At 52.7% G+C, this 23,136-nt stretch carries 19 protein-coding genes; 6 read left to right on the plus strand and 13 right to left on the minus strand.

Features of this window, described 5'->3' with window-relative positions; genetic code table 11:
* Positions 1-7 precede the first annotated feature (7 nt).
* A complete protein-coding gene (locus tag GUA98_RS14730) occupies positions 8-1,684 on the plus strand; it encodes a PucR family transcriptional regulator (protein ID WP_193723558.1) in 1,677 nt (558 codons plus the stop codon).
* Positions 1,685-1,696: 12 nt separating this feature from the next.
* Here GUA98_RS14730 and GUA98_RS14735 read toward each other — a convergent pair whose 3' ends face one another.
* The 11 genes from GUA98_RS14735 to GUA98_RS14785 form a co-directional block, all read right to left on the minus strand.
* The gene (locus GUA98_RS14735; protein ID WP_193723559.1) at positions 1,697-1,924 is read right to left on the minus strand and encodes a hypothetical protein; all 228 of its coding nucleotides are present in this window, start codon (positions 1,922-1,924) and stop codon (positions 1,697-1,699) included.
* Between the two features lie 5 nt (positions 1,925-1,929).
* Entirely contained in the window at positions 1,930-3,369 is a 1,440-nt protein-coding gene (hydA, locus tag GUA98_RS14740) for a dihydropyrimidinase (protein WP_193723560.1), read from the minus strand.
* Complete coding sequence (gene preA, locus GUA98_RS14745) at positions 3,366-4,661, minus strand: NAD-dependent dihydropyrimidine dehydrogenase subunit PreA (RefSeq protein WP_193723561.1); 1,296 nt, start codon at positions 4,659-4,661, stop codon at positions 3,366-3,368. Before preA ends, hydA begins: the two co-directional genes overlap by 4 nt.
* Positions 4,662-4,753: 92 nt before the next feature.
* Positions 4,754-6,124 (minus strand): NAD(P)-dependent oxidoreductase, encoded by a 1,371-nt coding sequence (locus GUA98_RS14750; protein ID WP_153980195.1) that lies wholly within the window; start codon positions 6,122-6,124, stop codon positions 4,754-4,756.
* A gap of 69 nt (positions 6,125-6,193) precedes the next feature.
* The gene (locus GUA98_RS14755) at positions 6,194-7,075 is read right to left on the minus strand and encodes a nitrilase-related carbon-nitrogen hydrolase (RefSeq protein ID WP_127537276.1); all 882 of its coding nucleotides are present in this window, start codon (positions 7,073-7,075) and stop codon (positions 6,194-6,196) included.
* 92 nt (positions 7,076-7,167) lie between these two features.
* A complete protein-coding gene (locus tag GUA98_RS14760; RefSeq protein ID WP_193723562.1) occupies positions 7,168-8,448 on the minus strand; it encodes a M20 family metallo-hydrolase in 1,281 nt (426 codons plus the stop codon).
* A 75-nt stretch (positions 8,449-8,523) separates the two neighbouring features.
* Positions 8,524-9,897 (minus strand): aspartate aminotransferase family protein, encoded by a 1,374-nt coding sequence (locus GUA98_RS14765; protein WP_193723563.1) that lies wholly within the window; start codon positions 9,895-9,897, stop codon positions 8,524-8,526.
* 22 nt (positions 9,898-9,919) lie between these two features.
* Positions 9,920-10,981 carry an ABC transporter substrate-binding protein gene (locus GUA98_RS14770; RefSeq protein WP_193723564.1) on the minus strand — a complete coding sequence of 354 codons (1,062 nt, stop codon included), beginning with the start codon at positions 10,979-10,981 and terminating at the stop codon, positions 9,920-9,922.
* An 80-nt stretch (positions 10,982-11,061) separates the two neighbouring features.
* Complete coding sequence (locus GUA98_RS14775) at positions 11,062-11,997, minus strand: ABC transporter permease (RefSeq protein WP_227779670.1); 936 nt, start codon at positions 11,995-11,997, stop codon at positions 11,062-11,064.
* Positions 11,994-12,806, minus strand: a complete 813-nt coding sequence (locus GUA98_RS14780) for an ABC transporter permease (RefSeq protein ID WP_153980200.1) — start codon at positions 12,804-12,806, stop codon at positions 11,994-11,996. Before GUA98_RS14780 ends, GUA98_RS14775 begins: the two co-directional genes overlap by 4 nt.
* A complete protein-coding gene (locus GUA98_RS14785; RefSeq protein ID WP_321573882.1) occupies positions 12,787-13,602 on the minus strand; it encodes an ABC transporter ATP-binding protein in 816 nt (271 codons plus the stop codon). The genes GUA98_RS14780 and GUA98_RS14785 overlap by 20 nt, the downstream gene beginning before the upstream one ends.
* 578 nt (positions 13,603-14,180) lie before the next feature.
* Between GUA98_RS14785 and GUA98_RS14790 the strand changes: the two genes are divergently transcribed.
* From GUA98_RS14790 to GUA98_RS14800, 3 genes are all read left to right on the plus strand, one after another.
* Entirely contained in the window at positions 14,181-16,403 is a 2,223-nt protein-coding gene (locus GUA98_RS14790; protein ID WP_153980201.1) for a methyl-accepting chemotaxis protein, read from the plus strand.
* A 127-nt stretch (positions 16,404-16,530) separates the two neighbouring features.
* The gene (gene moaA, locus GUA98_RS14795; protein WP_193723565.1) at positions 16,531-17,532 is read left to right on the plus strand and encodes a GTP 3',8-cyclase MoaA; all 1,002 of its coding nucleotides are present in this window, start codon (positions 16,531-16,533) and stop codon (positions 17,530-17,532) included.
* 320 nt (positions 17,533-17,852) lie between these two features.
* Positions 17,853-18,689: a methyl-accepting chemotaxis protein gene (locus tag GUA98_RS14800; RefSeq protein ID WP_153980202.1), complete on the plus strand. Its 837-nt coding sequence runs from the start codon at positions 17,853-17,855 to the stop codon at positions 18,687-18,689.
* 110 nt (positions 18,690-18,799) lie between these two features.
* Here the strand turns inward: GUA98_RS14800 and GUA98_RS14805 are convergent, their stop codons facing one another.
* A complete protein-coding gene (locus GUA98_RS14805; RefSeq protein ID WP_153980203.1) occupies positions 18,800-19,408 on the minus strand; it encodes a LysE/ArgO family amino acid transporter in 609 nt (202 codons plus the stop codon).
* 178 nt (positions 19,409-19,586) lie between these two features.
* On the opposite strand from GUA98_RS14805, the gene GUA98_RS14810 reads away from it, so the two are divergent.
* Positions 19,587-21,077 (plus strand): PLP-dependent aminotransferase family protein, encoded by a 1,491-nt coding sequence (locus tag GUA98_RS14810; RefSeq protein WP_193723566.1) that lies wholly within the window; start codon positions 19,587-19,589, stop codon positions 21,075-21,077.
* An 86-nt stretch (positions 21,078-21,163) separates the two neighbouring features.
* Here the strand turns inward: GUA98_RS14810 and GUA98_RS14815 are convergent, their stop codons facing one another.
* A complete protein-coding gene (locus tag GUA98_RS14815) occupies positions 21,164-21,793 on the minus strand; it encodes a molybdenum cofactor guanylyltransferase (protein WP_193723567.1) in 630 nt (209 codons plus the stop codon).
* A gap of 99 nt (positions 21,794-21,892) precedes the next feature.
* Here GUA98_RS14815 and GUA98_RS14820 point away from each other — a divergent pair, with 99 nt between their 5' ends.
* On the plus strand, positions 21,893-23,122 hold the full coding sequence (locus tag GUA98_RS14820; protein ID WP_227779672.1) for an MFS transporter: 1,230 nt from the start codon (positions 21,893-21,895) through the stop codon (positions 23,120-23,122).
* Positions 23,123-23,136: the final 14 nt, after the last annotated feature.

The raw sequence follows: 23,136 nt of genomic DNA on the forward strand, positions 1-23,136 counted from the left end.
TGGTTGTATGGGGGAAACGACGCTCCAACTTCAGATGAGAGACATGTTGAAACGGCCTGTATTTCGCAAGGCAGAGGTACTGGCCAGTGAACGGGCACTGGAGAGGTATGTCCGTTGGGTCCATATTATGGAGGTACCGGATGTGGGCGATTTGTTAAATGGGGGAGAACTAGTACTGACTACCGGCATCGGCTGGCAGGCTGATGAGCAGCAGGGTTTGTCTTTTCTGCGGCAGTTAATTGCCCGTGGTGCGGCTGGACTCTGTATCGAACTGGGGACTCACACCAAGGCACAACTTGGAGCAATGAAGGAAATCGCAGCAGCAGATGACTTCCCACTGATCTGGTTCCATGAACAAGTCCGCTATATTGATATTACACAGGACCTGCACTTCGCCCTGATTCGCAGTCATCAGCGTATGCTCGCCGAACTCGACAATCTGACTACCTCGTTCAACCAGCTCCTGCTAAACGGAGACGGCGTACAGCCGCTGCTTCGCTTGTTATCACGCACAACCGGCTGCCCGGTTGCATTATACCCACTCGAGGGGGAAGCCAGCGCTGTTCCTTATTGTCCACCAGAACAATTGGAGAACCGCAGAATAGCTTGGTTAACCCAGCGCAACCATTCGCCTGAGTCAGGACAATCAAGCCATTCCCATCGTTTGGAGCAGCCCATGAATGCCTATACCCTGCCTGTTCAAGCGCTCGATTACACCTTCGCAGACCTGGTGCTCTTTCTCGAGAAACTTCCCGAAGACGAGCCCGAGTCACTGCGTCACAAACCTACTGATGAATTTGTCATTCAGGCACTGGAGCGCTGCGCGGCAGCTATTGCACAGGACTGGATGCGAACCAAATACATGGAGGAGAAGCGTCGTTACAAGGAAGATATGTGGGTCATCGACTGGCTGAACGGACATCACACGGCCAAGGAAATTCAAGAGTACCTGTTCGCCAGCCCCCAGCTTGCTGCCAGCAAAGGCACCGTCGTTTTGTTTGACAGTAATCCGAATTATACCGACAGCCTCAAGCTGCAGAAGCTGCTTATCCAGCGCAATATCGTCGCCCGCTCTGTATTCTCCAGGGAAGGGTTCTCCCTGTTCAGCACGGTATTGAATCATCAGATCATCCTGATCATCCTCGATCCTCAGCCAGGTCCTCAGCGCAAAAGCCAGCTCTGGCGCTGCATAGAGCAGCTACAGCAGCACGAAACGGACCAAACCCATCGTCTGTTCTCGGGTCTGCTGGGCATCGGTCACAGCTGTGCCGATTTGTCACGACTCAAGGACAGCCTGGATACGGCCAAGGAAACGCTGCGCATTCAAAAGGATACCGGACCCATGCAGCAGCCGTTTTACAGCAATCTCCATGGTTACCGCATCATCGCCGGGATGAAGCAGAGCGGTAATCTGGAGGATTTTATTGAGGAATACCTCGGCCCCGTCATCCGGCACGATGCAGAGAAAGGCGGCCAGCTGCTGCGCACACTCAAGCAATATTTCGTGCTGTGCTGCTCCAAACAGGAGACCGCTACTGCCCTATTCATTGTCAGACAGACCCTCTATCACCGGCTCGACAAAATCGAAGCTTTGCTCGGAGAAGACTATATCCTCCCCGAGAAACGCGTCGCCATTGAACTCGCCATCTACGCTTATGAATACGTTCATGGCCCAATTGCATAGATGGCAAGAGGACTATGCCCCCCGCTGTTCCTGAAGCTGCCGGATCAGAAAGTGGACGAACCACTTTCGTCCGGACGCTGTACCCACATGCTGCTCTTTCATTTCGCCCGGATGTTCAGGATGTTCCCATACGACACTGGCACCCTCCAGATGCTCTTGAACCGAATAGATTCGATATCCCAGCGCAACCATTCGTTCGATCGCCACTTTCTCCGCTTCAAATGCTTCATTCTCCAGCATTCGCCTCAACCTCCCGTCACTGTCGTAACCGCCTGCCGCCCAGGCATGGGGGCACCTGCATCGTATTTGGCACGCTTCACATACTGGCCCGATCCTGCCGCACCTGCAAACTGACGATCCTTAATGACATACTCCCCCCGGCACAGCACGGTAACGGGACATCCCTGTACCTGCATGCCTTCGAAGGCACTGTAATCCACATTCATATGATGTGTACTCGCCGATATCTCCCTGGAGATGGAGGGATCGAAAATAACGATGTCCGCATCAGTACCGACGGCAAGCGTTCCTTTCTGCGGAAACATCCCAAACAACTTGCTCGCCCGGGTAGAACACAGATCTACCCATTGATTCAATGAAATGCGTCCCTTGGCAACTCCCTCCGAATATAAAATGCTAAGCCGGTCCTCAATGACAGGCCCACCATTAGGAATTTTGCTAAAGTCATTCTTCCCCAGATCCTTCTGCCCCTTGAAATTAAAGGAGCAGTGATCGGACCCAATCGTCTGCAACTGGCCGCTCTTCAGTGCGTTCCACAACACCTCCTGATGGGAGGCTTCCCGCAGTGGCGGGGACCAGACATACTTCGCCCCTTCAAAATCAGGCTGATCCATGATGGACTGATCCAGCGTCAGATACTGCGGACATGTCTCGCCCCAAATCCGGTAACCCATGTCACGCATGCGTGCAATCTGCTCCACAGCTTCGGCACACGTCACATGCACAACATACAGCTGCGAATCCGCAAGGGCAGCCAGACGTGCAGCGCGTCCTGTCGCCTCTCCTTCCAGGATGGAAGGACGGGTAAGGGCGTGATGAATCGGCTCAGTCCGTCCTTCGGCGAGCGCCTGCTGCACAAGCAGATCGATGACATCGCCGTTCTCGGCATGCACCATGACCAGGGCACCGTACTCCTTGGCCTTTTGCAGCGTCTGATAGAGGATGCCATCATCCGCCTGGAACTGGTTTTTATAGGCCATGAACACTTTGAAGGAAGACACCCCTTCTTCCTCAATGACCTGCGGCAGTTCCTCCAATACCTGGTCATTCATCTCCCCGATCATCAGATGAAATCCATAGTCGATGGCAGCCTTCCCCTTGGCCTTCGCATGCCATTCCTTCAGGGATTCGGTGAGCGGTTTGCCTTTCTGAGTCAGACAGAAATCAAGGATTGTCGTTGTTCCGCCAAACGCTGCGGCTGCAGTTCCCGTTGCAAAATCATCCGCGGTCACTGTCCCGCCAAAAGGCATATCCAGATGTGTATGCGGATCAATACCGCCGGGAATGACATAACAGCCGGAGGCATCCACGATCTCCGTTCGGTCATCCGCCACCATGCCCATGCCAATCTGCGTGATTTTCCCGTTCTCGATGAGTATATCTGCTTCAAATGTGTCCGCTGCCGTGACCAATACGCCATTCTGAATCAGTTTGCGCCCACTCATGATATCGCCTCCTTGGTTGATTGATCTCGAATCGATTGCAGCACAGCAATCGCAGATTGACGTTCATTCCAGGTTAATGGAGTCTGTTCAGGTGTTACCTCGACCATTTCAATGGCCCCGTCCACCGGACATACAATCGAGCATAGGTTACATCCCACACAATCTTCCTCGACCACTTCCAGATAGGCGCCGGAAGGATCGGTCAGCATATCGATACACTGGTGCGATGTGTCCTCACAAGCGATATGGCACTTGTTGCAGTTAATACAGACATCACGGTTAATGCGGGCAACCACTTTGTAGTTGAGATCCAGATTACCCCAGTCCGAGTATCGGGGAACGGTCTGGCCCACAAGTTCCGCCACACTGCTCAGGCCCTTCTCATCCAAATAATCGTTCAGCCCGTCAATCATATCCTCCACGATGCGAAAACCATGATGCATCGCTGCCGTACATACTTGCACGCCTGTCGCTCCCATGAGCAAAAACTCCGCTGTATCCCGCCAATCGGATATGCCGCCAATTCCCGAGATGGGCACGCCCACTTCCGGATGGCGGGCACATTCGGCCACCATGTTGAGGGCAATCGGCTTCACCGCTGGTCCGCAATAGCCGCCATGGGCCCCTTTGCCGCCTACATGGGGAACGGTATTCCACGAATCCAGATCCACCCCCGCCAGAGAGTTAATGGTGTTGATAAGAGAAATGGCATCCGCACCCCCGCGCACTGCGGCCCGGGCTGTTGCCGTAATATCCGTAATATTCGGTGTCAGCTTCACGATCACGGGGGTCGTCGCGACTTCCTTCACCCACATCGTCTGCAGTTCCACCAGATCCGGCTGCTGACCGGAAGCCGCCCCCATGCCCCGTTCGGCCATTCCATGGGGACAGCCGAAGTTTAACTCCAGTCCGTCTACCCCGACGGCTTCCACCTTTTTGACAATTTCATGCCACTTCTCCCGCTTCGGTTCTACCATCAATGATGCAATGACCGCGCGATCCGGGAAGCGCTTCTTGGTTTCAGCGATCTCCCGCAGATTGACCTCCAGTGGACGATCGGAGATCAGCTCAATATTGTTGAAGCCCGCTACCCGCTGTCCGCCAAAATGTACAGCGGCAAAACGGGATGACGTGTTAATGATCGGTTCACCCAGCGTCTTCCACACCGCACCTCCCCAGCCTGCCTCGAAGGCACGCTGCACCTGATATCCCGTATTCGTCGGCGGCGCGGATGCCAGCCAAAATGGATTGGGTGATCGAATACCTGCCAGATTTATCGATAAGTCAGCCATAACGATCCCTCCTTGGTGTTGTTTGCATATATGGTCTTGCTCTGCACTCGGTGGCTTCATGGTCTGAACACCATACGAAGCACAAGCTCACCTCAAGCCGTCTCCTCCACCTGTCCAGGCAGTGCCTTCATCAGTGCGGCTGCAGCCAGCTTCCCCTGCTGGGCAGCCGAGACAACCATGGCCTCGCCTTGCCCCTGGCCGAAAATCACATCCCCTGCTGCATAGATCTGTGGATGAGACGTTCGGTAGGTCTGCTGCTCCACCTCAATAACGCCCCAGTGATGACGCAGACCGAAGGCTTCAATGAGAGGCAGCAGCCGGTTCTGTCCGATTGCCCGGACAACGGTGTCACATTCAATCACGAACTCTGTCCCTTCTTGGGGTACGGGTAATGCACGCCCGCCTCCTGGGGGCGTAACCAGCTCCATTTTCACACACTCCACAGCCCGGACTCGCCCATTCTCATCGCCAATAATGCGCTGCGGCATCGTAAACCAGCGAAACTCTACCCCTTCCTGTTTCGCAAACGCATATTCAAACGCATAGGCCGTCATCTGACCCTCTCCGCGCCGATAAAGCATCTGTACACGTTCTGCTCCCAGACGTACCGAGCAGGTGGCTGCATCCACTGCCGTGTTGCCCGCACCTATGACAGCTACTCTTAGACCATTCAATGCAGGCGGTACGCCCTGTTTCGTGGATTCCACCAGTTCGATGGCATCGTACACCCCTTCCAAGCTCTCTCCTTCGATCCCAAGCATCGGAACAGAACCCATACCACAAGCCAGAATGACAGCTTCATGCTGTTCCAGCAGTTGTTCAGGAGACAGATCCACGCCTATGCGTACACCGTACCGGATGTGTACTCCCAGCGCTTCAACCTGTTCCACTTCCCACAGGGACACTTCCTGGGGTAAACGAAAGGAGACGATCCCGTACGTATTTAATCCACCACCCTTGGGCTTCGCTTCATAGATCGTCACCTCGTACCCTGCACGGCCAAGCTCTCTGGCTGCGGACAAGCCGGCAGGCCCGGCGCCAACAACAGCGATGGAACGGCCATTGGAGGGGGCTGCCTGAAACAAAGGTTCATTGGCCTCCCGTGCCCAGTCCGTGGCATATCGCTGCAGATCACCGATGCGAATGGGCTTCGACGATTCGTTCAGTACACAGGCGCCTTCGCACAGTTCCTCGGTTGGACAGACTCTTGCACAGCTGGCTCCTACCGGATTGGCATCCATAATGGTTCGGGCCGAGCCTTTCAGATGACCTGTCGAGATTTTCCGAATAAACGAAGGGATATTGATGTCCGTTGGGCACGCCTTGATGCAAGGTGCATCGTAACAGTACAGACAGCGGTTGGATTCCTCCATCGCTTCCTTGCCTGTCATGGCGGGTTTCATCTCGGCAAAACGGCTCTCCCATCCATAATCGGATAACGCTGCTCCCGTGCTGTTTATCATGAACATGCACCTCCTAGGGATTGAATTAGGGTCCGGGTTCTTTTTTGAATACAACCTTTCAAATGCCAGTTACAGGTTAACCAGATGCTCATACGTCTCAGGGCGCCGATCCCGGTAGAATTGCCACACATTGCGCACTTCACGGATGATTTCGGTATCCATCTCGCCGATGACAATCTCATCCTGATCCCTGCTGCCCATGGCAACCATTCGTCCGCGCGGGTCCACCAGATACGACTGACCATAAAATTCACCCATATTCCAAGGCGCCTCCACGCCTACCCGGTTAATGGCAGCCACGTAATAGCCGTTGGCAACGGCGTGGGCAGGCTGTTCCAATTTCCACAGATATTCCGATGTACCCGCCACCGTAGCTGACGGATTGAACACAATCTCCGCTCCGGCGAGTCCGAGCAGTCGGGCTCCTTCCGGAAAGTGCCGATCGTAGCAGATGTACACGCCTACTCTGGCGTAAGCCGTATCAAATACCGGGTATCCCAGATTCCCGGGCCTGAAATAATACTTTTCCCAGAAGCCGTTCGTGCCCTCGCCTGCTTCCACATGCGGGATATGGTGCTTGCGGTACTTGCCAAGATAAGAGCCATCGGCATCAATGACGGCAGCCGTATTGTAATACGATGCAATGCCCTCTACCTCGTACACAGGCAAAATGATCACAACGCCAAGTTCCTTCGCAAGCGCCTGAAAACGCCTGGTTGTCGGTCCCTCCGGCACCGGTTCGGCAGATGCGTACCATTTGGGATTTTGTTCGGTGCAAAAGTAGGGTCCATAGAAGACCTCCTGCAGTCCGATAATCTGCGCTCCTCGTGCTGCAGCCTCACGGACCAGGGTGATATGCTTCTGAATGGCAGCCTCCTTGTGCTCTTCAACCGGTGCCGATCCTTCCACTTCATGCGAAGCCTGAATCAGGCCTATATTGATTTTCCCCATACGCCAGTAACGCCTCCTTCTACCCAGATTAGGATGTATTAGAGATGAATCCGATCGTTCATCGGTTCCTTTTTCATATCAGAAAAGGTGAATCAGCCCTCCGATTCATCGTCAGCATGCAGCTGCCCGCATATCTGCCGAATCGTGCGGTATAATACCTCCGTTCCCAGCGCAATGTCCTCCGGGGAGGAATACTCACTCGGATGATGGCTGATCCCATCCTTGCTGCGGACAAAAATCATGCCATAATCGCACACATAAGATAGCGCTAGTGCATCATGGAACGGACCACTCATGAGCTCCGGCAAGGACAAGTCCATCTCCTCTGCTGACGAGCGAATGGCTGCCTTAATTCGTTCCGCACAGTAGCGCGGTTCACTATTGGTATCTTCAGTCACGGAATAGGTAAGCCCATGCTGACCGCATACTTCAGCAAGCACATTCATCAGCCGGGCTTCAAGCTGGTTGCGGCGATCCATCTCCATATCGCGCAAGTCCAAGGTGAAGCTGACTTCTTCAGGGATGATGTTGCGCGAGTCGGGGAACACCCTCAGACTGCCCACCGTACCAACCGTGGGGGCAGCCGGATCTGCTCTAACCATGTCGTCAAACGCTGCAATGACTCTGGCACTGCCAACGAGCGCATCATGACGCATGGCCATCGGTACCGAACCGGCATGCCCTGCCATGCCCTTGATCGTAATCGTTAGCCATAATGGACCGGAGATACCTGTGACCAGTCCCACCGGGGCATCCAGCGATTCCAGCACAGGGCCCTGTTCAATGTGCAGCTCCAGATAGCTGCCGATGGAATCAGGTGCATAGACTCCTTCAGCGAAATTCTCTACCGAGCATCCGAAAGCTTCCAGAGCCTCCCGGCGAGTCACCCCGTTCCTGTCCTGCCGCTCCAGTTCTCCATCTTCCAACTGCCCGGTCATTCCCCGGGAGCCGAACAGGCCTTTGTTGAATCGGGAACCCTCTTCATCGCAAAAAGCAACAACCTCTATTGGCATCCGGGGCTGAATGCCATTCTCCATCAGGCACTGCACAGCTTCCAGGGCACCCAGGACACCAATGGCACCATCATATCGACCGCCATAAGGCTGTGAATCAATATGCGAGCCGATCATCAAAATGGGCTGCGCAGGATCAGCACCTTCCAGGCGGCCAATCAGATTCCCGAATGGATCCAGACGGGTCACCAGTCCGGCTTCTTCCATCCAGAGACGAACCTGGATAATGCCTTCCATATCTTCAGGGGTGAGGGCAAGCCGGCAAACGCCCGTCTCTCCGATTCGTCCAATACGGGACAATTGTTCAATTCGTTCATTCAACCGAAGATGGTTAATGCCTATTCCGGTTGTGGTCTGCATCTTCCCTCGCCTCCACATGGTTTATTTTTCAAACGAGTCATACAAGAGTCATTCCTGGAATTATCTATCCATCCACTATCCTGCCTCCACACTCCGCAGTGCCTTAAGCAAACTTTCCGCAATCAGCTCCAGCTCATCCTCCGTGGTGACAAAAGGCGGTGATATCGTCAAAATGTTGGCGAACCCGGGCACCGTGTCCCCGTTTTTACCAATAAGAATACCGTCCTTCTTACAACTGGCCAGCACATGTGCAACCTTCCCTGCATCTGCCGGGGAGCCGTCCGCTTCGATAAGCTCAATGCCACAGGCGAACCCAAACATTCGAACATCTCCGACCATGGGCAGCTCCTGCAGCGGCTCCAACTTCTCACGAAGGACTCGCCCCAGTTCATCCGCACGCTCCACCAGATTTTCACGCTCCAGGATTTCGATGTTGGCCAGTGCTACCCGGCAGGAGACCGGATTGCCGCCGAAGGTGTTCACATGGCGAAAGTGAGCATCTGGTCCGGGTTCCCGGAACGTATCGTACAGATCCGCTCGTACGGCTGTAGCCGATAACGGAGAGTACGCGCTTGTCATTCCCTTGGCCATGGTGACAATATCCGGCTGCACGCCGTAATTCTGGTGTCCGAACTTCTGTCCGGAACGACCGAACCCGCAGATCACTTCATCCACGATCAGCAGCACACCGTAACGCTCACAGATCTCCTGCACAGTGCGCATGTAGTCCGGAGGCGGGACAATCATACCGCCCCCCGTAATCACCGGCTCCATGATCACCGCAGCCACGGTCTCGGGGCCTTCCCAGCGAATAACCTCTTCATAGATGGTTGCACATTCGAGTCCGCACCCCTCCCTGTTCCGTCCAAACGGACAGCGATAGCAATATGGGGGTGGAACATGGGAGAAGCCCACACCCAGCGGCTCGTACTTGATCTTGCGGGCAGCTTGCCCGGTGGCACCGAGTGCGCCCATGGAGTTGCCGTGATAGGCCCGGTGACGGGAGATGAACTTGTGTCGGGTTGGCTCACCATTCTGGTGATGAAACTGACGGGCTATTTTGAACGCCACCTCATTGGCATCCGATCCCGAATTGGAGAAAAAGATTCGATAGTCCCCCTCCAGCCATTCGTTCAGCTTCTCTGCCAGCAAAATCGCCGGCTCGTGGCTCTGGGTCATCGGCACATAAGCGAGTGCTTTCATCTGCTCATATGCACTCTTTGCAATCTCCTCCCGTCCATGCCCCACATTCACGCACCATAACCCGGACATGGCATCCAGATACCGCGTTCCATCCTGATCCGTGATCCAGCTGCCTTCCCCGCTGACCGCAATCATTGGATGATCATTATGAGGCGAGATGTGATGCCACACATATTTGCGGTCTTTCTCCCGCCATTCTTCCTTGGTACCGCCAAGCGGCTGAGGTTGCTGATCCACGGAGCTCATTTGCCATCCTCCTTCGACTGCCTTATTTCACCGCTTCTTCGTAAATGCTCTTCTCCAGCGCTTCATCCAGATTGGCTGCCTTCTTGATCAATCCATAATTCAGTGCAATATCTGCTGTACGGGCAAACGATTCATCCACAAAGCTGCCCACCTGCTGCTCCGTAAATCCTTCCGGACGAATCAGCTTCGCAATCTCCTCCAGCATCGTAACCTGATGTTCACGGGTCGTACTGCCGTCGGTCACGTTGCTCATGACGATATCCACGGTTTCCTCCTGGTTGTCAATGGCATAGTTCCAGCCTTTTAGAATGGCACGGGTGACTTTAACGGCAAGATCGCGGTTGCCATCGACCCAGTCCTTCTTCGCGATCAATGTATCTTCCAGCATGCCTACGCCCGCTTCCTCAATGTTGAACACATCCAGATCGGACTCCTGTACGCCGCTCTCCAGCACAACGTGATATTCGTTATATATGGTTGCTGTCGCGACATCCACCTGGTCATTGAAAAACTGATCCATCGTAAACCCCTGCTTCACCAGCTCAATATCCTTCTTCGGATCAAGTCCGTTCTTCTCTATAAAAGCGAGGACCTGGAACTGCTGGCTGCCGAACCATGTGCTTACCTTTTTGCCTTTCATCTGGGCCGGATCAGTTATTCCTGCTGACTTCTTGGCGATCAGGCGATAGCTGCTCTTCTGTGAAATCTGGGCAAGGGAGACCAGCGGCAGACCGTTGTCACGGCTCACCAGCAGACTGTCTACCCCCGTGATGCCGACATCGGCTGCGCCGTTCACCACCTGCTGTTCAATGACGATATCCGGGCCACCCGGAATAATCTCTGCATCAATGCCTTCATCTTCAAAAAAACCTTGTTCCTTCGCGGCATAAATTCCGGCGAACTGGGCCTGCGGAACCCATTTAAGCTGAATTTTCACTTTCGTTAAGGACTGTTCTGCGTCTCCTCCTGAACTTGCAGCAGCAGGTTCGGCAGACGGCTCCGTCTTCGCGGAACATGCGGCCAGCAAGGCAACCGCGAGCATCAGCACAACGACCATCAAACCCGATTTCAACGTTTTGTACATATACAAAAAACCCCCTGTTTATATAAGAATTCAATCAGGTACTGCAGCGGATCTGTGGTATTCCCGCACGATGGTGAGGGTTATACGTTAGTGCGCACACGGTTCCATGGAATGAGCCGCTTCTCCGCCAGTACAACGGCTTCATAGAGCACGATGCCGAGAGCGGCAGCAATGACGATACAAGACCAGGCAAGTGGCATGTTGGCGAGCCGAATCTGATCCGACAGCAGATATCCAAGACCTTGGGAAGCGATAAAAAATTCACCCACAATGGCACCGATAATACTGGTGGACATGTTGATCTTCAGTCCGGCAAAGAGGGACGGCAAGGCGTGTGGCAAACGCAACTTCAAGAACACCTGCATACGGCTTGCAGCGAGTCCGTCCAGCAATTCACCGTACTGCGGCTGTATGGAAGTAAGCCCTTTGAACAGACTGACTGCCATGGCAGCCATCGTAATGACGGCCACTACGGCAATCCGTGACCAGATGCCGTCCCCAAACCAGTTGTTCATGATGGGCGCCAGTGCAACAATCGGCACTGCGTTAAGAGCCGACATCACCGCGATCCCTGCCTTGCCGCTGATCGGGAAGAACGAAGCACCTGCGGCTGCGACAGCCCCCAGAAGGGAACCCAGCAGGAAACCACCCAGCATTTCCGTTCCACTATATAGAGCATATCGGAAGAGCATTTCCGCGTTATCCCGGATGGATGCTGCAATGGCTGAAGGTACAGGAAGCTGGTAACTTTCCAGTGAGAATAATTGATGAAACAACCGGAACTGCCACATGGCGAGAAAACATAGGCCGGCCAGCCAGGGGAGCAAATGCAAAATGGTCCACTTTTTCCGCGCAGTACCGACTGGCCGTTCCTGTTCTGCTTGTCCCTGCTGCCCCTGAATCTCCGAGCTAGGGACCGAAGCAGCCATAGCTGAACCTGGCATAGACGCAGAGCTGGACACAGCAGCTGTTCCGTTCTCATCCCGGCTGCGGTTCACCATTACCCCTTCGCTCATACCGCGTTCCCTCCCTTCGCTCTGAATTCGGGCTGCCAAGGCGTTAACCACCGTTCGGCCAGGCTGATGACCAGATACGAGATTAGACCAATGCCGATGCTAAGCATAATCGTAGCCCAGAACATGCCGACTTGAGCACTGCCATAATACAAGGAACTGACCATCAGGACACCGAGTCCATCGGGTGCACCCATCAGTTCAACGACGATGGAAGAAGTGACCGCTAGCGGGGCAGCGATTTTCATGCCGGAGAACAGTCCTGGCAGAGCTGAAGGCAGCAGGCATTTGATATATCTGGCCGTCAGCGAGGCTCCGCACGAACGCATCAGCTCCAGATGCTCCGGTGCGGCGCTCTTTAACCCTTTTAGCGTGTGAATGACAATGGGGAAGAATGTAACATAAGCCGCCATGACGATCCTGGCCCACTCGGCATGATGAATAATGCCGTATACAATCGGTGCGAGACCGATAATTGGGATCATCTGCGAGGAGATAACATAGGGAGACAATGTCCGTTCCAGCCAGACGGCCGCACTCATTAGAAGCGCCAGCATCAGCCCCAGTACTGCTCCTCCCGCGAATCCAATCGCTGCATTGCCAAACGTCACTGCCCCCTGCTCAGCGAGAGTGCCCGAGTAGCGAACCAGTGCGGCGAGAACATCATGAAGGTAAGGCAGGCGAGATGCAGCCTGCTGCGGTGACATCCACATGTGGAGAATCCAAGCTATACCCTCCCACAGCAGCAATAGCGATAAAATCCAGATCACGATCCAGGATCGGTAATCCAGTTTAAGTGAGCGCAGGGACATGGCCCGGATCACGCTCCTCATGAAAACAATTGCGAATGGTCGTCAGCATGTGGTAGAAGTCTTCGGTCTCTCTCAGTTCATTGGTTCGATCCAAAGGCAGCGCCACAGAGTGAATGGAATGTACTTGCCCGGGATGTGCCGAGAGGACAATAATGCGATCTGACAGGAATACGGCTTCGGGGATACTATGCGTGACAAAGAGGAAGGTTTTGCCCGTGGACCGCTTGATCTCAAGCAGTTCCAGTTGAAGCTTCTCTTTCGTGAATTCATCCAGCGCAGAGAACGGCTCATCCATCAACAGCAGCGGCGGATCCAACGAGAGCGCACGGGCAATGGATACCCGCTGCTGCATGCCTCCACTGAGCTGCCAGGGATAGTGGTCAGCAAATCGCGTGAGCCCGACCATCTCAAGCAGTTCACTACTGATGCGGCGGCATTCTTTTTTGCTTGTGCCCAGGATCTCCAGCGGCAGCTCTACATTGTGACGTACCGTGCGCCAATCAAACAGGGCTGGCGTCTGGAATACGATACCGAATTGTCGCTGCAGGCGCGCCTTTTCAGGTTCCGAACCTGCAATGCGGACGCTGCCCGAAGTCGGCTGCAGCAGATCGGCGATGATCCTGAGCAATGTCGACTTGCCGCAGCCTGAGGGACCAAGCAGCGAGACGAATTCATTGGATTGGATATGGAACGACACATCAGACAGTGCGGTGACCTGTTTGGTTCCAGTACCAAAAACGACGGATACATGATCAATTTCAATGTGGCGATTTTCGGGGACGTTCATGGATGACATAGGCATTCTCCTTTTCGCGGGGGAAGTTAGGTTTCATTTCACACCAAGGCCGAATGGAAGGTTTGCGTTCACGAACGTAACAGGTTTTTCTGGTTAGGTAATACTATAAATCATTGGGCGGAGATTACATTATACAGACTGTTTTGAGTATGGGCCTGTTCATGTTACACAGTGTAAAATGAGAAAAATTCTCATTCGGAACGATGTCAGCCCATGGATGGTTTATCTGACACCACGTTATTCGATATGCATATATTGCCTGTATTTCAAAGTTCAATATAGCCGGCTAATTCGTGCATGTATATCGAACTGGGTACGGATTCCAGTACAATAAGACCTATAATATAGGTCCTTCGCATGCCTGTCCTTCTTAAAAAGCGCATGTTTCTTTGTATTTATTGAATAAATATTCGGAAAATTTGACATATACCCTCGTATTCTTGTCGTTTTTCTTGTATAACGTTTTATATGGAAAAGATAGGAATGCCCTACTTTTAGAAATGACAGAATCCATATCGTTTATCAGGAAAGGGCTTTGGTAAATAAGGCTTTCAACTTCAAAGATCGGAGTGGTCTGTATGTTTGATTGGCTTGGCTGGAAAAAAGGGTGGCCGTTATGGCGGTCGTATCGGTTGAACGCACATATCAAGAATGATGTGGAGCAGATTTTTGAAGGAATTGCCGAAACCAGGCGGCAGCTTTTACTGGATTGGGCAAACGAACAGTGGCGTCATATGGATCAATTCGTGCATCAGATCCAGTCAGCGGGACTTCTGGACACAGCACAGATCGTACAAAATAGCAGCAAATGGGATGCATGCTTCAAAGCAGCGTACATCCGGGCAGCAGATAGCACAGAGATTTTTATGTTGGACGAACAGAATCAGGTTGTATTTTCTACATATAAAAAACATATTGGACAGATCTATGAAGTTAACGAAGCTTCCATTGGACCAGGCTTGAAATATACCAGAGCAGATGCGGCCGGGAAAAGATGTCTCTATGGTCCCTATTCGGACCCAGTGACCTTGGAGATCGGGCCTCGCTCCTCCTCTTTTCACGATGATGTCACGCTCATGTTCATTGAACCCATGCTGCAGGAAGGACGCTACATCGGTTCACTGTGCTGCCGAATCCCCAATGATGTGCTCGGGGACTTGATCCAACGGGAGTCCGGACATGTCTATCCCGATTCGGGAGATAATTATCTCTTCATGGCCGAGTCGAAACTGCGCCCGCATCTGCAGCCAGGAACTGCTCTGTCTCGCAGCCGATTTGAGGATCATACATTTACACATGGCGAAAATCTCAAGGATGGTGTCACCACCAATTGGGGGATTGTATCCGTCAAAGAGCATACCGAACTGGAGTTGATGTTCACCGACCCTTCCACTGGGGAGCTGCATCCCGGCGTTGCTAATACCATTCGTAACGGGTCAAATCTGTTTGCAGCCTATCCAGGCTATTCCGATTACCGTCACATCTCGGTTATTGGCAAAGGCATCACCTTCCAGCTTCCCCACTGTCCCGATCGATGGGGCATGATGTGCGAAGGTGATCTGGAGGAAGTATACCGGGTACGCAGTATCGGCTGGCGTCAGTTCAAGCTGCACAGCCTGTTTATCGGTTTATCAGGCATTGGGGGAGCTGCCCTCGTATATGCCTTATCAGGAAGTGCATGGAGTGCAGCAGCTCTGGCGGCGTTTAATATCATTCTGGGTTTGGTCACAGCAGATCAGCTGCAGCGGAGACATCATCAACGTGTGCACGAGGACTTGCGGCGCATCAGCCGGTTTATACGGATTAACGCGGAGGGTCAGGGCGATCTGACCCAGCGGCTCGATACATCCGCTTTTGCACAGGATGAATCCGGTGAACTTGCAAAATGGATTAATAACATGATTGACTCGCTCGAGGGCATCATGCTCAAGGTTCAGGTTGCCACCGTGGATGTAATGAACAACCAGTATCAGATGCGCACTTCCACCGAAACGACCCAAGTTACGACCGAACGTGTCAATCATAAGATCGGATCCATGATCCACGGCATACGTGAACAGCTGGAGGATCTCGATCAAGCCAAGCTGGCTGCCGATCATATGCGTCTTACCCTGCAGCAGCTGGAGGCCTCGGCCACAGAACAGATTGATGTTGCTCGTCAGGAAGTGGAGCGCATTGGCGGCAAAATGACGCAGATCTCGGGCACCGTCAAGGATACCAACCGTACAATTCTTTCCTTTATGGAGACCATGCAGGACATTTACCGTGCACTGGCAGCCATTGATGAGATATCCGCTCAAACGAACCTGCTTGCGCTGAATGCATCCATTGAAGCAGCACGTGTCGGAGAACATGGCCGCGGTTTCGCTGTCGTTGCCGGGGAGATTCGCAAGCTGGCCGAGCTGTCCCGTTCCTCTACCGAGGACATCCATCAGATTCTGAACAATATCACTACCGCAGCCGATACCGCTGCCCGCTCCATTCATGAGGGAGATCAGGTACTGGCTGAAGGCAGCACACTGGTTCAAGCAGCTGCACAACTGCTGCAAAGTGCGTCTGCCGAAGATTCGCAAAGGACACAGGTCGTGGATCAGGTCGTTAGACTTATGGAAAATATCGCTGCCATCAGTCATAAAAACCGCTCCACGTCCGCAGAGGTGGAGACCGAGATGATGGCACTGCTCAGTGACATGATGCATGTTCAACAGTCTTCGCATAATGTGGAAGCCATCACGGTATTTCTGCAGCAAATCGTGGGTCAATTCCAGCTGACTCATCCCGAAAAAATTGCTGCCACCTGACGTTATCGTTGACGTGGATTGGAGAAATAGCTAAAATTTGATGCAACTGTTCTTTTGAATTTCGACATTGTCGTATCGTTCATTTTATAGAAGCTTTCCAATCTGAATCAATGAAAGGGTGGTCTGCATGGAAATGCTCCAGGATTCGTTTGGCAGGATCCATGACTACATCCGTATTTCCGTTACGGACCGCTGTAATTTGCGTTGTGTGTACTGCATGCCAGCCGAAGGCATGGAGTTCGCCCCGCATGATGAAATTATGAGCTACGAGGAAATCACCCAGGTGCTCAAGGTGCTCGCCCCGATGGGCATGCGCAAAGTTCGCCTGACTGGCGGTGAACCTCTGGTACGCAAGGATCTGCATAAACTTGTTGGCATGATCTCGGCCATCGACGGGATTGAGGATATTGCGCTGACAACCAATGCGCTCCTGCTGGATAAACAGGCCCAGGCACTGAAAGACGCTGGGTTAAACCGGATTAATATCAGTCTCGATTCCCTTCATGCGGACCGATTCTCCATGATTACCCGCGGAGGAGACGTCAACAAAGTGCTCAAGGGAATTGAAGCTGCAACGGCTGCCGGACTTGCGCCAATCAAGCTGAATGTGGTTCTGATGAAAGGCATCAATGATGACGAAATCAAGGATTTCATAGCGATGACGATCGATCAACCGCTGCATGTGCGTTTTATCGAATACATGCCAATCGGACATGCTTCGGATTCATGGCGCAAATCGTATCTCCCGCTGGAAACCGTCACCGATGTATGTGCGGAAGCCGGCTGGACCGTAGAGAGCACATCCGGACCGGCAGGCAATGGTCCTTCCCGCAACATGAAGATTGCTGGTTCACAGGGAACCTTCGGACTGATTCACCCGGTTAGCGATCACTTCTGTGATAATTGCAACCGGCTGCGCCTGACGGCAGACGGACACATCAAGGCCTGTCTGTACTGGTCGGATGAGTACAATGTTCGCCGCTATGTTGATGATCCGGATGCAATGGCTGCCCTCTTCCTCAAGGCACTTGGCACGAAGCCAAAGAACCATGAGATGGCACTGGCGCTCGAGAAAAAAATGCAAAGCCATACCCCAACCGTACGGCGCATGTCCCAGATCGGCGGGTAGGCCTTCTTTTGAACCGTATAATGGGTTCGAACAAATGAAGGAATTCTGTGAATGGTAAGTGAGCTTAACCAACGTTGTGCTACCAATACTAGCTTGTTATGAAGCTGCGAAGGAGATATCCTTTGCGGCTTTTTTTCATGAAATCCTAAGACGATGACTCTATAAAATAGGACTTCCTTTTTCCTTTCTGCTACTGAAATTGTTACAATAAGAAAAACTGAATATATATTTCTCTCTAGGTCTTCATAATCTCATTGATCTGGACGATGTATAGTCAAAGAAAAAATCAAACAAATATACCGCACTTAGGAGCTGACTGGATGAACATTGTTGAAGCCATGGTCGCAGCAAGTCCATATTTCAAAATCATGCTTAAGGGACAAAATCTGATGATTGCTGTAACCGACACCGAGAAATTCTGGTATTATGCACCAAGTGAAGATCTTGACCTCGGCATTAAGGCAGGTGACCCCATTTCACTTGAGGATCCGACATTACGCCGTGCCCTCATTAACGGTGAGACTTCTGCCAATCATATTGAAGCACAGCATTACGGAACAGCCCTTAATTCCACAGCTACGCCTCTACGCGATGAAGCGGGAAACATTGTGGGTACCCTGGCCATTGGTTTCTCCCTCAAAAACGAAGAGCAGCTTGGACATTTCACCGAATTAATCAGCAGCATCAGCGGCAGGCTGACAGACATGGTCCAAACTGTAGCGGCCCAATCCGAAGAGCTGACTGCCTCCTCTTCACAAATTCTGGACAATACCAAGGTCGCCGTTCAAAATGCAGCGGAAGTTAATAAAGTGGCCTCATTTATCCGGGAAGTCTCTGAACAAACCAATTTACTCGGCCTCAACGCGGCTATTGAAGCGGCACGAGCGGGTGAAGCGGGCGCAGGGTTCGGTGTAGTGGCCTCCGAAGTGCGCAAGCTGTCCACCGGAACGAAGGAAGCTACCGTGAATATCGAACGGTCCCTTCATGACGTTCAGCATTCCATCCGTCAGATGGAGCAGGAGATTGCATCCATCTCCCAGTCCAGCACGCAGCAGGCTGAACTCGTCACGGAATTTAGCGAGGTTATTGACCAGTTGAATAATGTGAGTGAGGAACTGAAGTCCTTTATTCAATCCATGATTCTGAAGACAGAATAACGATACACAAGCATGACCGGATGTTACGACTTGGCTGCAGCTCAGCTTGTAACACAATGTACCCCGCACGAGACCGTGCGGGGTTTTTCTGAGCAAAAATTCCCGGAACATTACATACGAATTAGTTTCCACAGCATCATGGCCGCCATCACGATCATCACCACTGCCGATAACCGGTTGAAGACCCGACTGATCCGTCCAGTGGTATCTGTTCTGCCCATCCACCTTCCAGCACTTGCGAGTCCAAGGAACCATACCCACGAAACTGCCGCTGCCGTGATGGCAAAAGCAATCCGGTCCATCCCTTCATACTCAAGTGAGCTGGTGCCAATGACAGCTACCGTATCCAGCAGTGCATGCGGATTAAGCAGGGATACGGAAGCGGCGAAGGCAATCTGCCGTCCTGCACCCATCGCGGATGCTGACCCACTCACGGTTCCGGATGACTTCCATATGCTCCATGCCATATACAGCAGAAATGCACTGCCGCCTGCATACAGCACACCGGAGAGCAGCGGCCACTGCAGCAAAATGAGGGACACTCCTCCGACCGCAGCTCCAATTAATAATGTATCGCTAATACCAGCAGTCACTACTGCCGGAAGTGCACGCAGTAAACTTCGCTGGCTCATCCCCTGGTTAAAAATAAACACGTTCTGCACGCCAAGTGGCAGGATCAGGCCAAACGCCAGTACCACGGCGTGAATAATTACACTCATTGTACATCCCCCTTGTATATTCTCTATATTAGAGGGGATGACTTTCCGTGTGACCAACCAATTGGATGGTAAGGAGACCAACCAAAATGATATAGTTGTCGGTATACCATTTTGGTCTATAAATTCGGTATACAACTAAATGCCTGAATCATCTTATCCCACTGGAGGCTAGCTCCGTATGAAGCATCCCGATCCAAGACAGGGCATTGACTGGAAACCTGATCCTGCAATCCCCCTGCCTTTATTCCGTCAGATTGAAATATATATCCGTGAAAAAATAACGACCGGAGAGTGGACCGCGGGCTACCGCCTGCCTTCCCAGCGTGTACTGGCTCAGTCCATGGGCGTCAACCGCAGTACACTGGTCGCAGCGCTCGACAACCTGATCGCTGCCGGCATGATTGAAGGCAGACGAGGCGGAGGAACCTATGTCTCCGGTTCCGGCTGGCATGCACTTGCCCACGGGACGCCGCCCAACTGGAATGAAGCTATTGAGGAAGGCTGGTATTACCCCAACCTTCCTGAAGTACAGCTCATTAACCGAGCTGAGTTCCAGCCTGGCATCATTCGGCTCGGTACCGGAGAACTTGCGCCTGAACTAATGCCGGAGGAGGCCTTCAATGACATCCTGCGTTCCCTCTCGGAACGCTCCCGTACGTTAAATTACCTTCAGCCTCAAGGCAGCCTGGAGCTCCGTGAGGCCTTGTCTGACTATTTGCTGACCTGCGGCATTCAGGCGTCTCCCAGTGCCATTCTAATTGTCTCGGGCTCGCTGCAGGCGCTGCATTTGATATCGGTGGGCCTGCTTCCCCGCGGGTCGGCTGTCCTGCTGGAGAAGCCCTCCTACCTCTATTCCATACATGCCTTTCAATCCGCAGGATTAAAAATGCATGGTGTTCCCATGGATGCAGGTGGAATACACATACCGCGTCTGGAAGATATGGTTGAGGGAGGCACTCATCAGGGACATCCTTCGCCGCTGCTCTACACCATACCGAGTTTTCACAATCCAACAGGTTCCGTCATGAGTGATACTCGCCGAAACGAGTTGATGTCTGCAGCTCGTGCCGGAGGCATATCCATTCTGGAGGATGCTGCCTACACGGACCTGTGGCTGGACACGCCCCCGCCGCTATCGTTAAAAGCGAAGGACACCGATGGCCGCGTGCTTCACATGGGCACACTGTCCAAGGCGGTTAGCCCTGGTCTGCGTCTGGGCTGGCTGGTAGGACCAGAGCCGGTTATTCGCCGCCTGGCAGACATTAAGATGCAAACGGACTATGGCACCAGTTCACTGGCGCAGGAAGCGGCCACGCTCTGGTTTGCAGAGGGATATCACACACGGCACATGGAGCGTCTGCGGCCAGAGCTTCGCCGCCGGAGGGACTTCAAGCTGGCTCTGCTGGAACATTACTTCAACAGCATTGCAGAGTGGAACAAACCAGCCGGAGGCTTTTACATCTGGCTCAGGTTCACTGCAGGCCCCCTTTCGATCCGCCAGCTGTTCCATGCCTGCCTCCAGGATGGGGTGCTCATTCACCCTGGTTTTCTGTATGACCGCCTCGATGAGGACCACCTCAGACTGTCCTATGCGTATGCTTCGGAAGAAGAGATGGAGCGCGGAATGCAGCTGTTAGCCAAAGCAGCCCGAAAGCTGTTGGAATCATAGGCAATAACCACACAGGACCATGAGGATGTCTCACCAAGTCTTGTGTGGTCAAAGGTGGGCTCTCGTCTAGATGTAATACATACTGCTCACATGCTCGGCGGACGCTTGTCAACCAGATCCTGATAGTCCTGCATGGTGTTCAAATTGCTTAACTGTGCCGCAGCATCTTGGATTCCTGCTCTTTCCAGATCCTCTGCTTCCACATAACGACACCCAATCTCCTCCAGCCAGCGGGTGACCCGCAAGCGGCCTTCCTTCAAGCACTGCTCAAGGCTGGGGAGCACATCCATATGATAAATGCCTACCAGTGGATGGACCCGTCCTTCCAGGCGCGGTACCATCGCGGGATGTGTCTTGTCCGATGCAGCTAACCGCTGCAATGTGGTAAATAAGGAGGGCTGGACCAAAGGCATGTCACAGGCACAGACCAGATTCCACTCGGTCTCCGATGCTTCAAGTGCGGCATGAAGGCCGGCCAGTGGTCCCTTTCCAGGGTAGCCATCCTCAACACACGGATAATCGAGCGCTTGATAAGCATCCACATTGGGTCCGGCAGCAACGATGATACGGGACACTGCAGGAGCTATAGCCTCAGCCACATGCTCAAGCACAATGGAGCCATCCAGAGGCAGCAGTGCCTTGTTGGAACCCATCCGGCTGGATAAGCCCCCTGCCAATATAATGCCAGTCCATTCCTTCATTTCCACGGTTATCATCCCTTCCGGCTCTCATATAATAAACTTATTCTATACATTGAATCCCCTTTCAACAAATGATACATTGTAGAATATTGATTCTGAAAGGAATGGCTCTATTTGGACAGATATGCACCCGGAAGAGGCAATCCCTCTTTGGTTTCGCTGAAGCTATATAACTTTTTCATATATGGAGCCATCTCCATCTTCGCCGGCTTCCTCCAATTGTATCTGCAGGAGATCGGCATGACCAAGCTGGAAATCGGCAGTCTGATGGCCATCGGCCCCTTTGTCTCTTTATTTGCCAATCCGTTCTGGGGCTTCTGGAGCGACAAGTCCCGCAATATTCGCATCATCCTGATGATGATGATGGGGGGCACCTTCGTGCTGGCCCAAGCGGTCTTTCATGCGCCGACCTATGCCTGGATCTATGGAGCCATGATCTTCTTTTATTTTTTCCAAAGTCCGCTGTTTGCCCAAACCAACAGTCTTATTCTCGGGTATATCGATGGGACTACACAGAAATTCGGTACATTCCGGCTGTGGGGCTCCCTCGGCTGGGCTCTGACTGCGGCAGCAGCAGGACCGCTTATCGACCGATTGGGCGTCGGCAGTGTTTCGATTGTGTTTGCCTGCTTGATTATCATCGCATTTGCGTTTGCCATGTTTCTGCCAAGGCAGCCGATTGCGTCGGACACTCCAGTAGTGACCTTCCGCCGTTTCGGCAGAGTGATGTTCAACCCGTATTTCATGACGTTTATCGGACTGGGTGTGCTGGTGTCGGTTCCTAATGCGATGAATAGTACATTTATGTCTCTCTATATAACAGAGATGGGCGGCAACAAACAGATGGTCGGGTGGGCCATCTTCACCTCATCCATTCTTGAAGTGGGTGTGTTCCTGCTGCTGGATCGCTTCCTGAAACGAAAAATGAGCATGCTGCTTGCAAGTCTCGTGCTCGTCAGCCTGTTATTCGCCGTTCGTTGGCAGCTGATGGCCGAGGCCGTTAATCCCCTGGAGATTGTATTTATCCAGCTGATGCATTCCGTTACGTTTGGCGGATACTTCTATGTCGGAACCCAGCTGACCATGCTGTTTATTCCGAGACCTTATCGTTCCTCTGGCCAAGCTGTGTATACGATGGCCTGGGGCGGTATATCCGGTGTCATTGCCGGCTTGTTCGGCGGCTGGTTATTCCAGAGCTTCGGTGCCGAGGTCATGTATAACATTGGCGTTTTCTTCTCTCTCATTGGTGCAGCAGGCTTTGGCGTCATGTGGCTGATCAATCGCAGAAATGGCTACCAGCCTATTGTGCTGACTGAAATGGGAAGCATGGATGAGGATGGATAATGGAAAAAGGGAAG

The sequence above is a fragment of the Paenibacillus sp. P13VS genome (genome assembly GCF_015143645.1).
GTDB classification, from domain to species: domain Bacteria; phylum Bacillota; class Bacilli; order Paenibacillales; family Paenibacillaceae; genus Paenibacillus; species Paenibacillus xylanilyticus_A.

Coding starts and splice junctions, on each gene's coding strand:
- GUA98_RS14800 (WP_153980202.1), top strand. CDS start 17,853: ATGAACATTGTTGAAGCCATGGTCGCAGCAAGTCCATATTTCAAAATC.
- preA (WP_193723561.1), bottom strand. CDS start 4,661: ATGGCTGACTTATCGATAAATCTGGCAGGTATTCGATCACCCAATCCA.
- GUA98_RS14765 (WP_193723563.1), bottom strand. CDS start 9,897: ATGAGCTCCGTGGATCAGCAACCTCAGCCGCTTGGCGGTACCAAGGAA.
- hydA (WP_193723560.1), bottom strand. CDS start 3,369: ATGAGTGGGCGCAAACTGATTCAGAATGGCGTATTGGTCACGGCAGCG.
- GUA98_RS14785 (WP_321573882.1), bottom strand. CDS start 13,602: ATGTCATCCATGAACGTCCCCGAAAATCGCCACATTGAAATTGATCAT.
- GUA98_RS14760 (WP_193723562.1), bottom strand. CDS start 8,448: ATGCAGACCACAACCGGAATAGGCATTAACCATCTTCGGTTGAATGAA.
- GUA98_RS14815 (WP_193723567.1), bottom strand. CDS start 21,793: ATGATAACCGTGGAAATGAAGGAATGGACTGGCATTATATTGGCAGGG.
- GUA98_RS14770 (WP_193723564.1), bottom strand. CDS start 10,981: ATGTACAAAACGTTGAAATCGGGTTTGATGGTCGTTGTGCTGATGCTC.
- GUA98_RS14730 (WP_193723558.1), top strand. CDS start 8: ATGGGGGAAACGACGCTCCAACTTCAGATGAGAGACATGTTGAAACGG.
- moaA (WP_193723565.1), top strand. CDS start 16,531: ATGGAAATGCTCCAGGATTCGTTTGGCAGGATCCATGACTACATCCGT.
- GUA98_RS14755 (WP_127537276.1), bottom strand. CDS start 7,075: ATGGGGAAAATCAATATAGGCCTGATTCAGGCTTCGCATGAAGTGGAA.
- GUA98_RS14790 (WP_153980201.1), top strand. CDS start 14,181: ATGTTTGATTGGCTTGGCTGGAAAAAAGGGTGGCCGTTATGGCGGTCG.
- GUA98_RS14805 (WP_153980203.1), bottom strand. CDS start 19,408: ATGAGTGTAATTATTCACGCCGTGGTACTGGCGTTTGGCCTGATCCTG.
- GUA98_RS14775 (WP_227779670.1), bottom strand. CDS start 11,997: ATGAGCGAAGGGGTAATGGTGAACCGCAGCCGGGATGAGAACGGAACA.
- GUA98_RS14810 (WP_193723566.1), top strand. CDS start 19,587: ATGAAGCATCCCGATCCAAGACAGGGCATTGACTGGAAACCTGATCCT.
- GUA98_RS14735 (WP_193723559.1), bottom strand. CDS start 1,924: ATGCTGGAGAATGAAGCATTTGAAGCGGAGAAAGTGGCGATCGAACGA.
- GUA98_RS14750 (WP_153980195.1), bottom strand. CDS start 6,124: ATGATAAACAGCACGGGAGCAGCGTTATCCGATTATGGATGGGAGAGC.
- GUA98_RS14780 (WP_153980200.1), bottom strand. CDS start 12,806: ATGTCCCTGCGCTCACTTAAACTGGATTACCGATCCTGGATCGTGATC.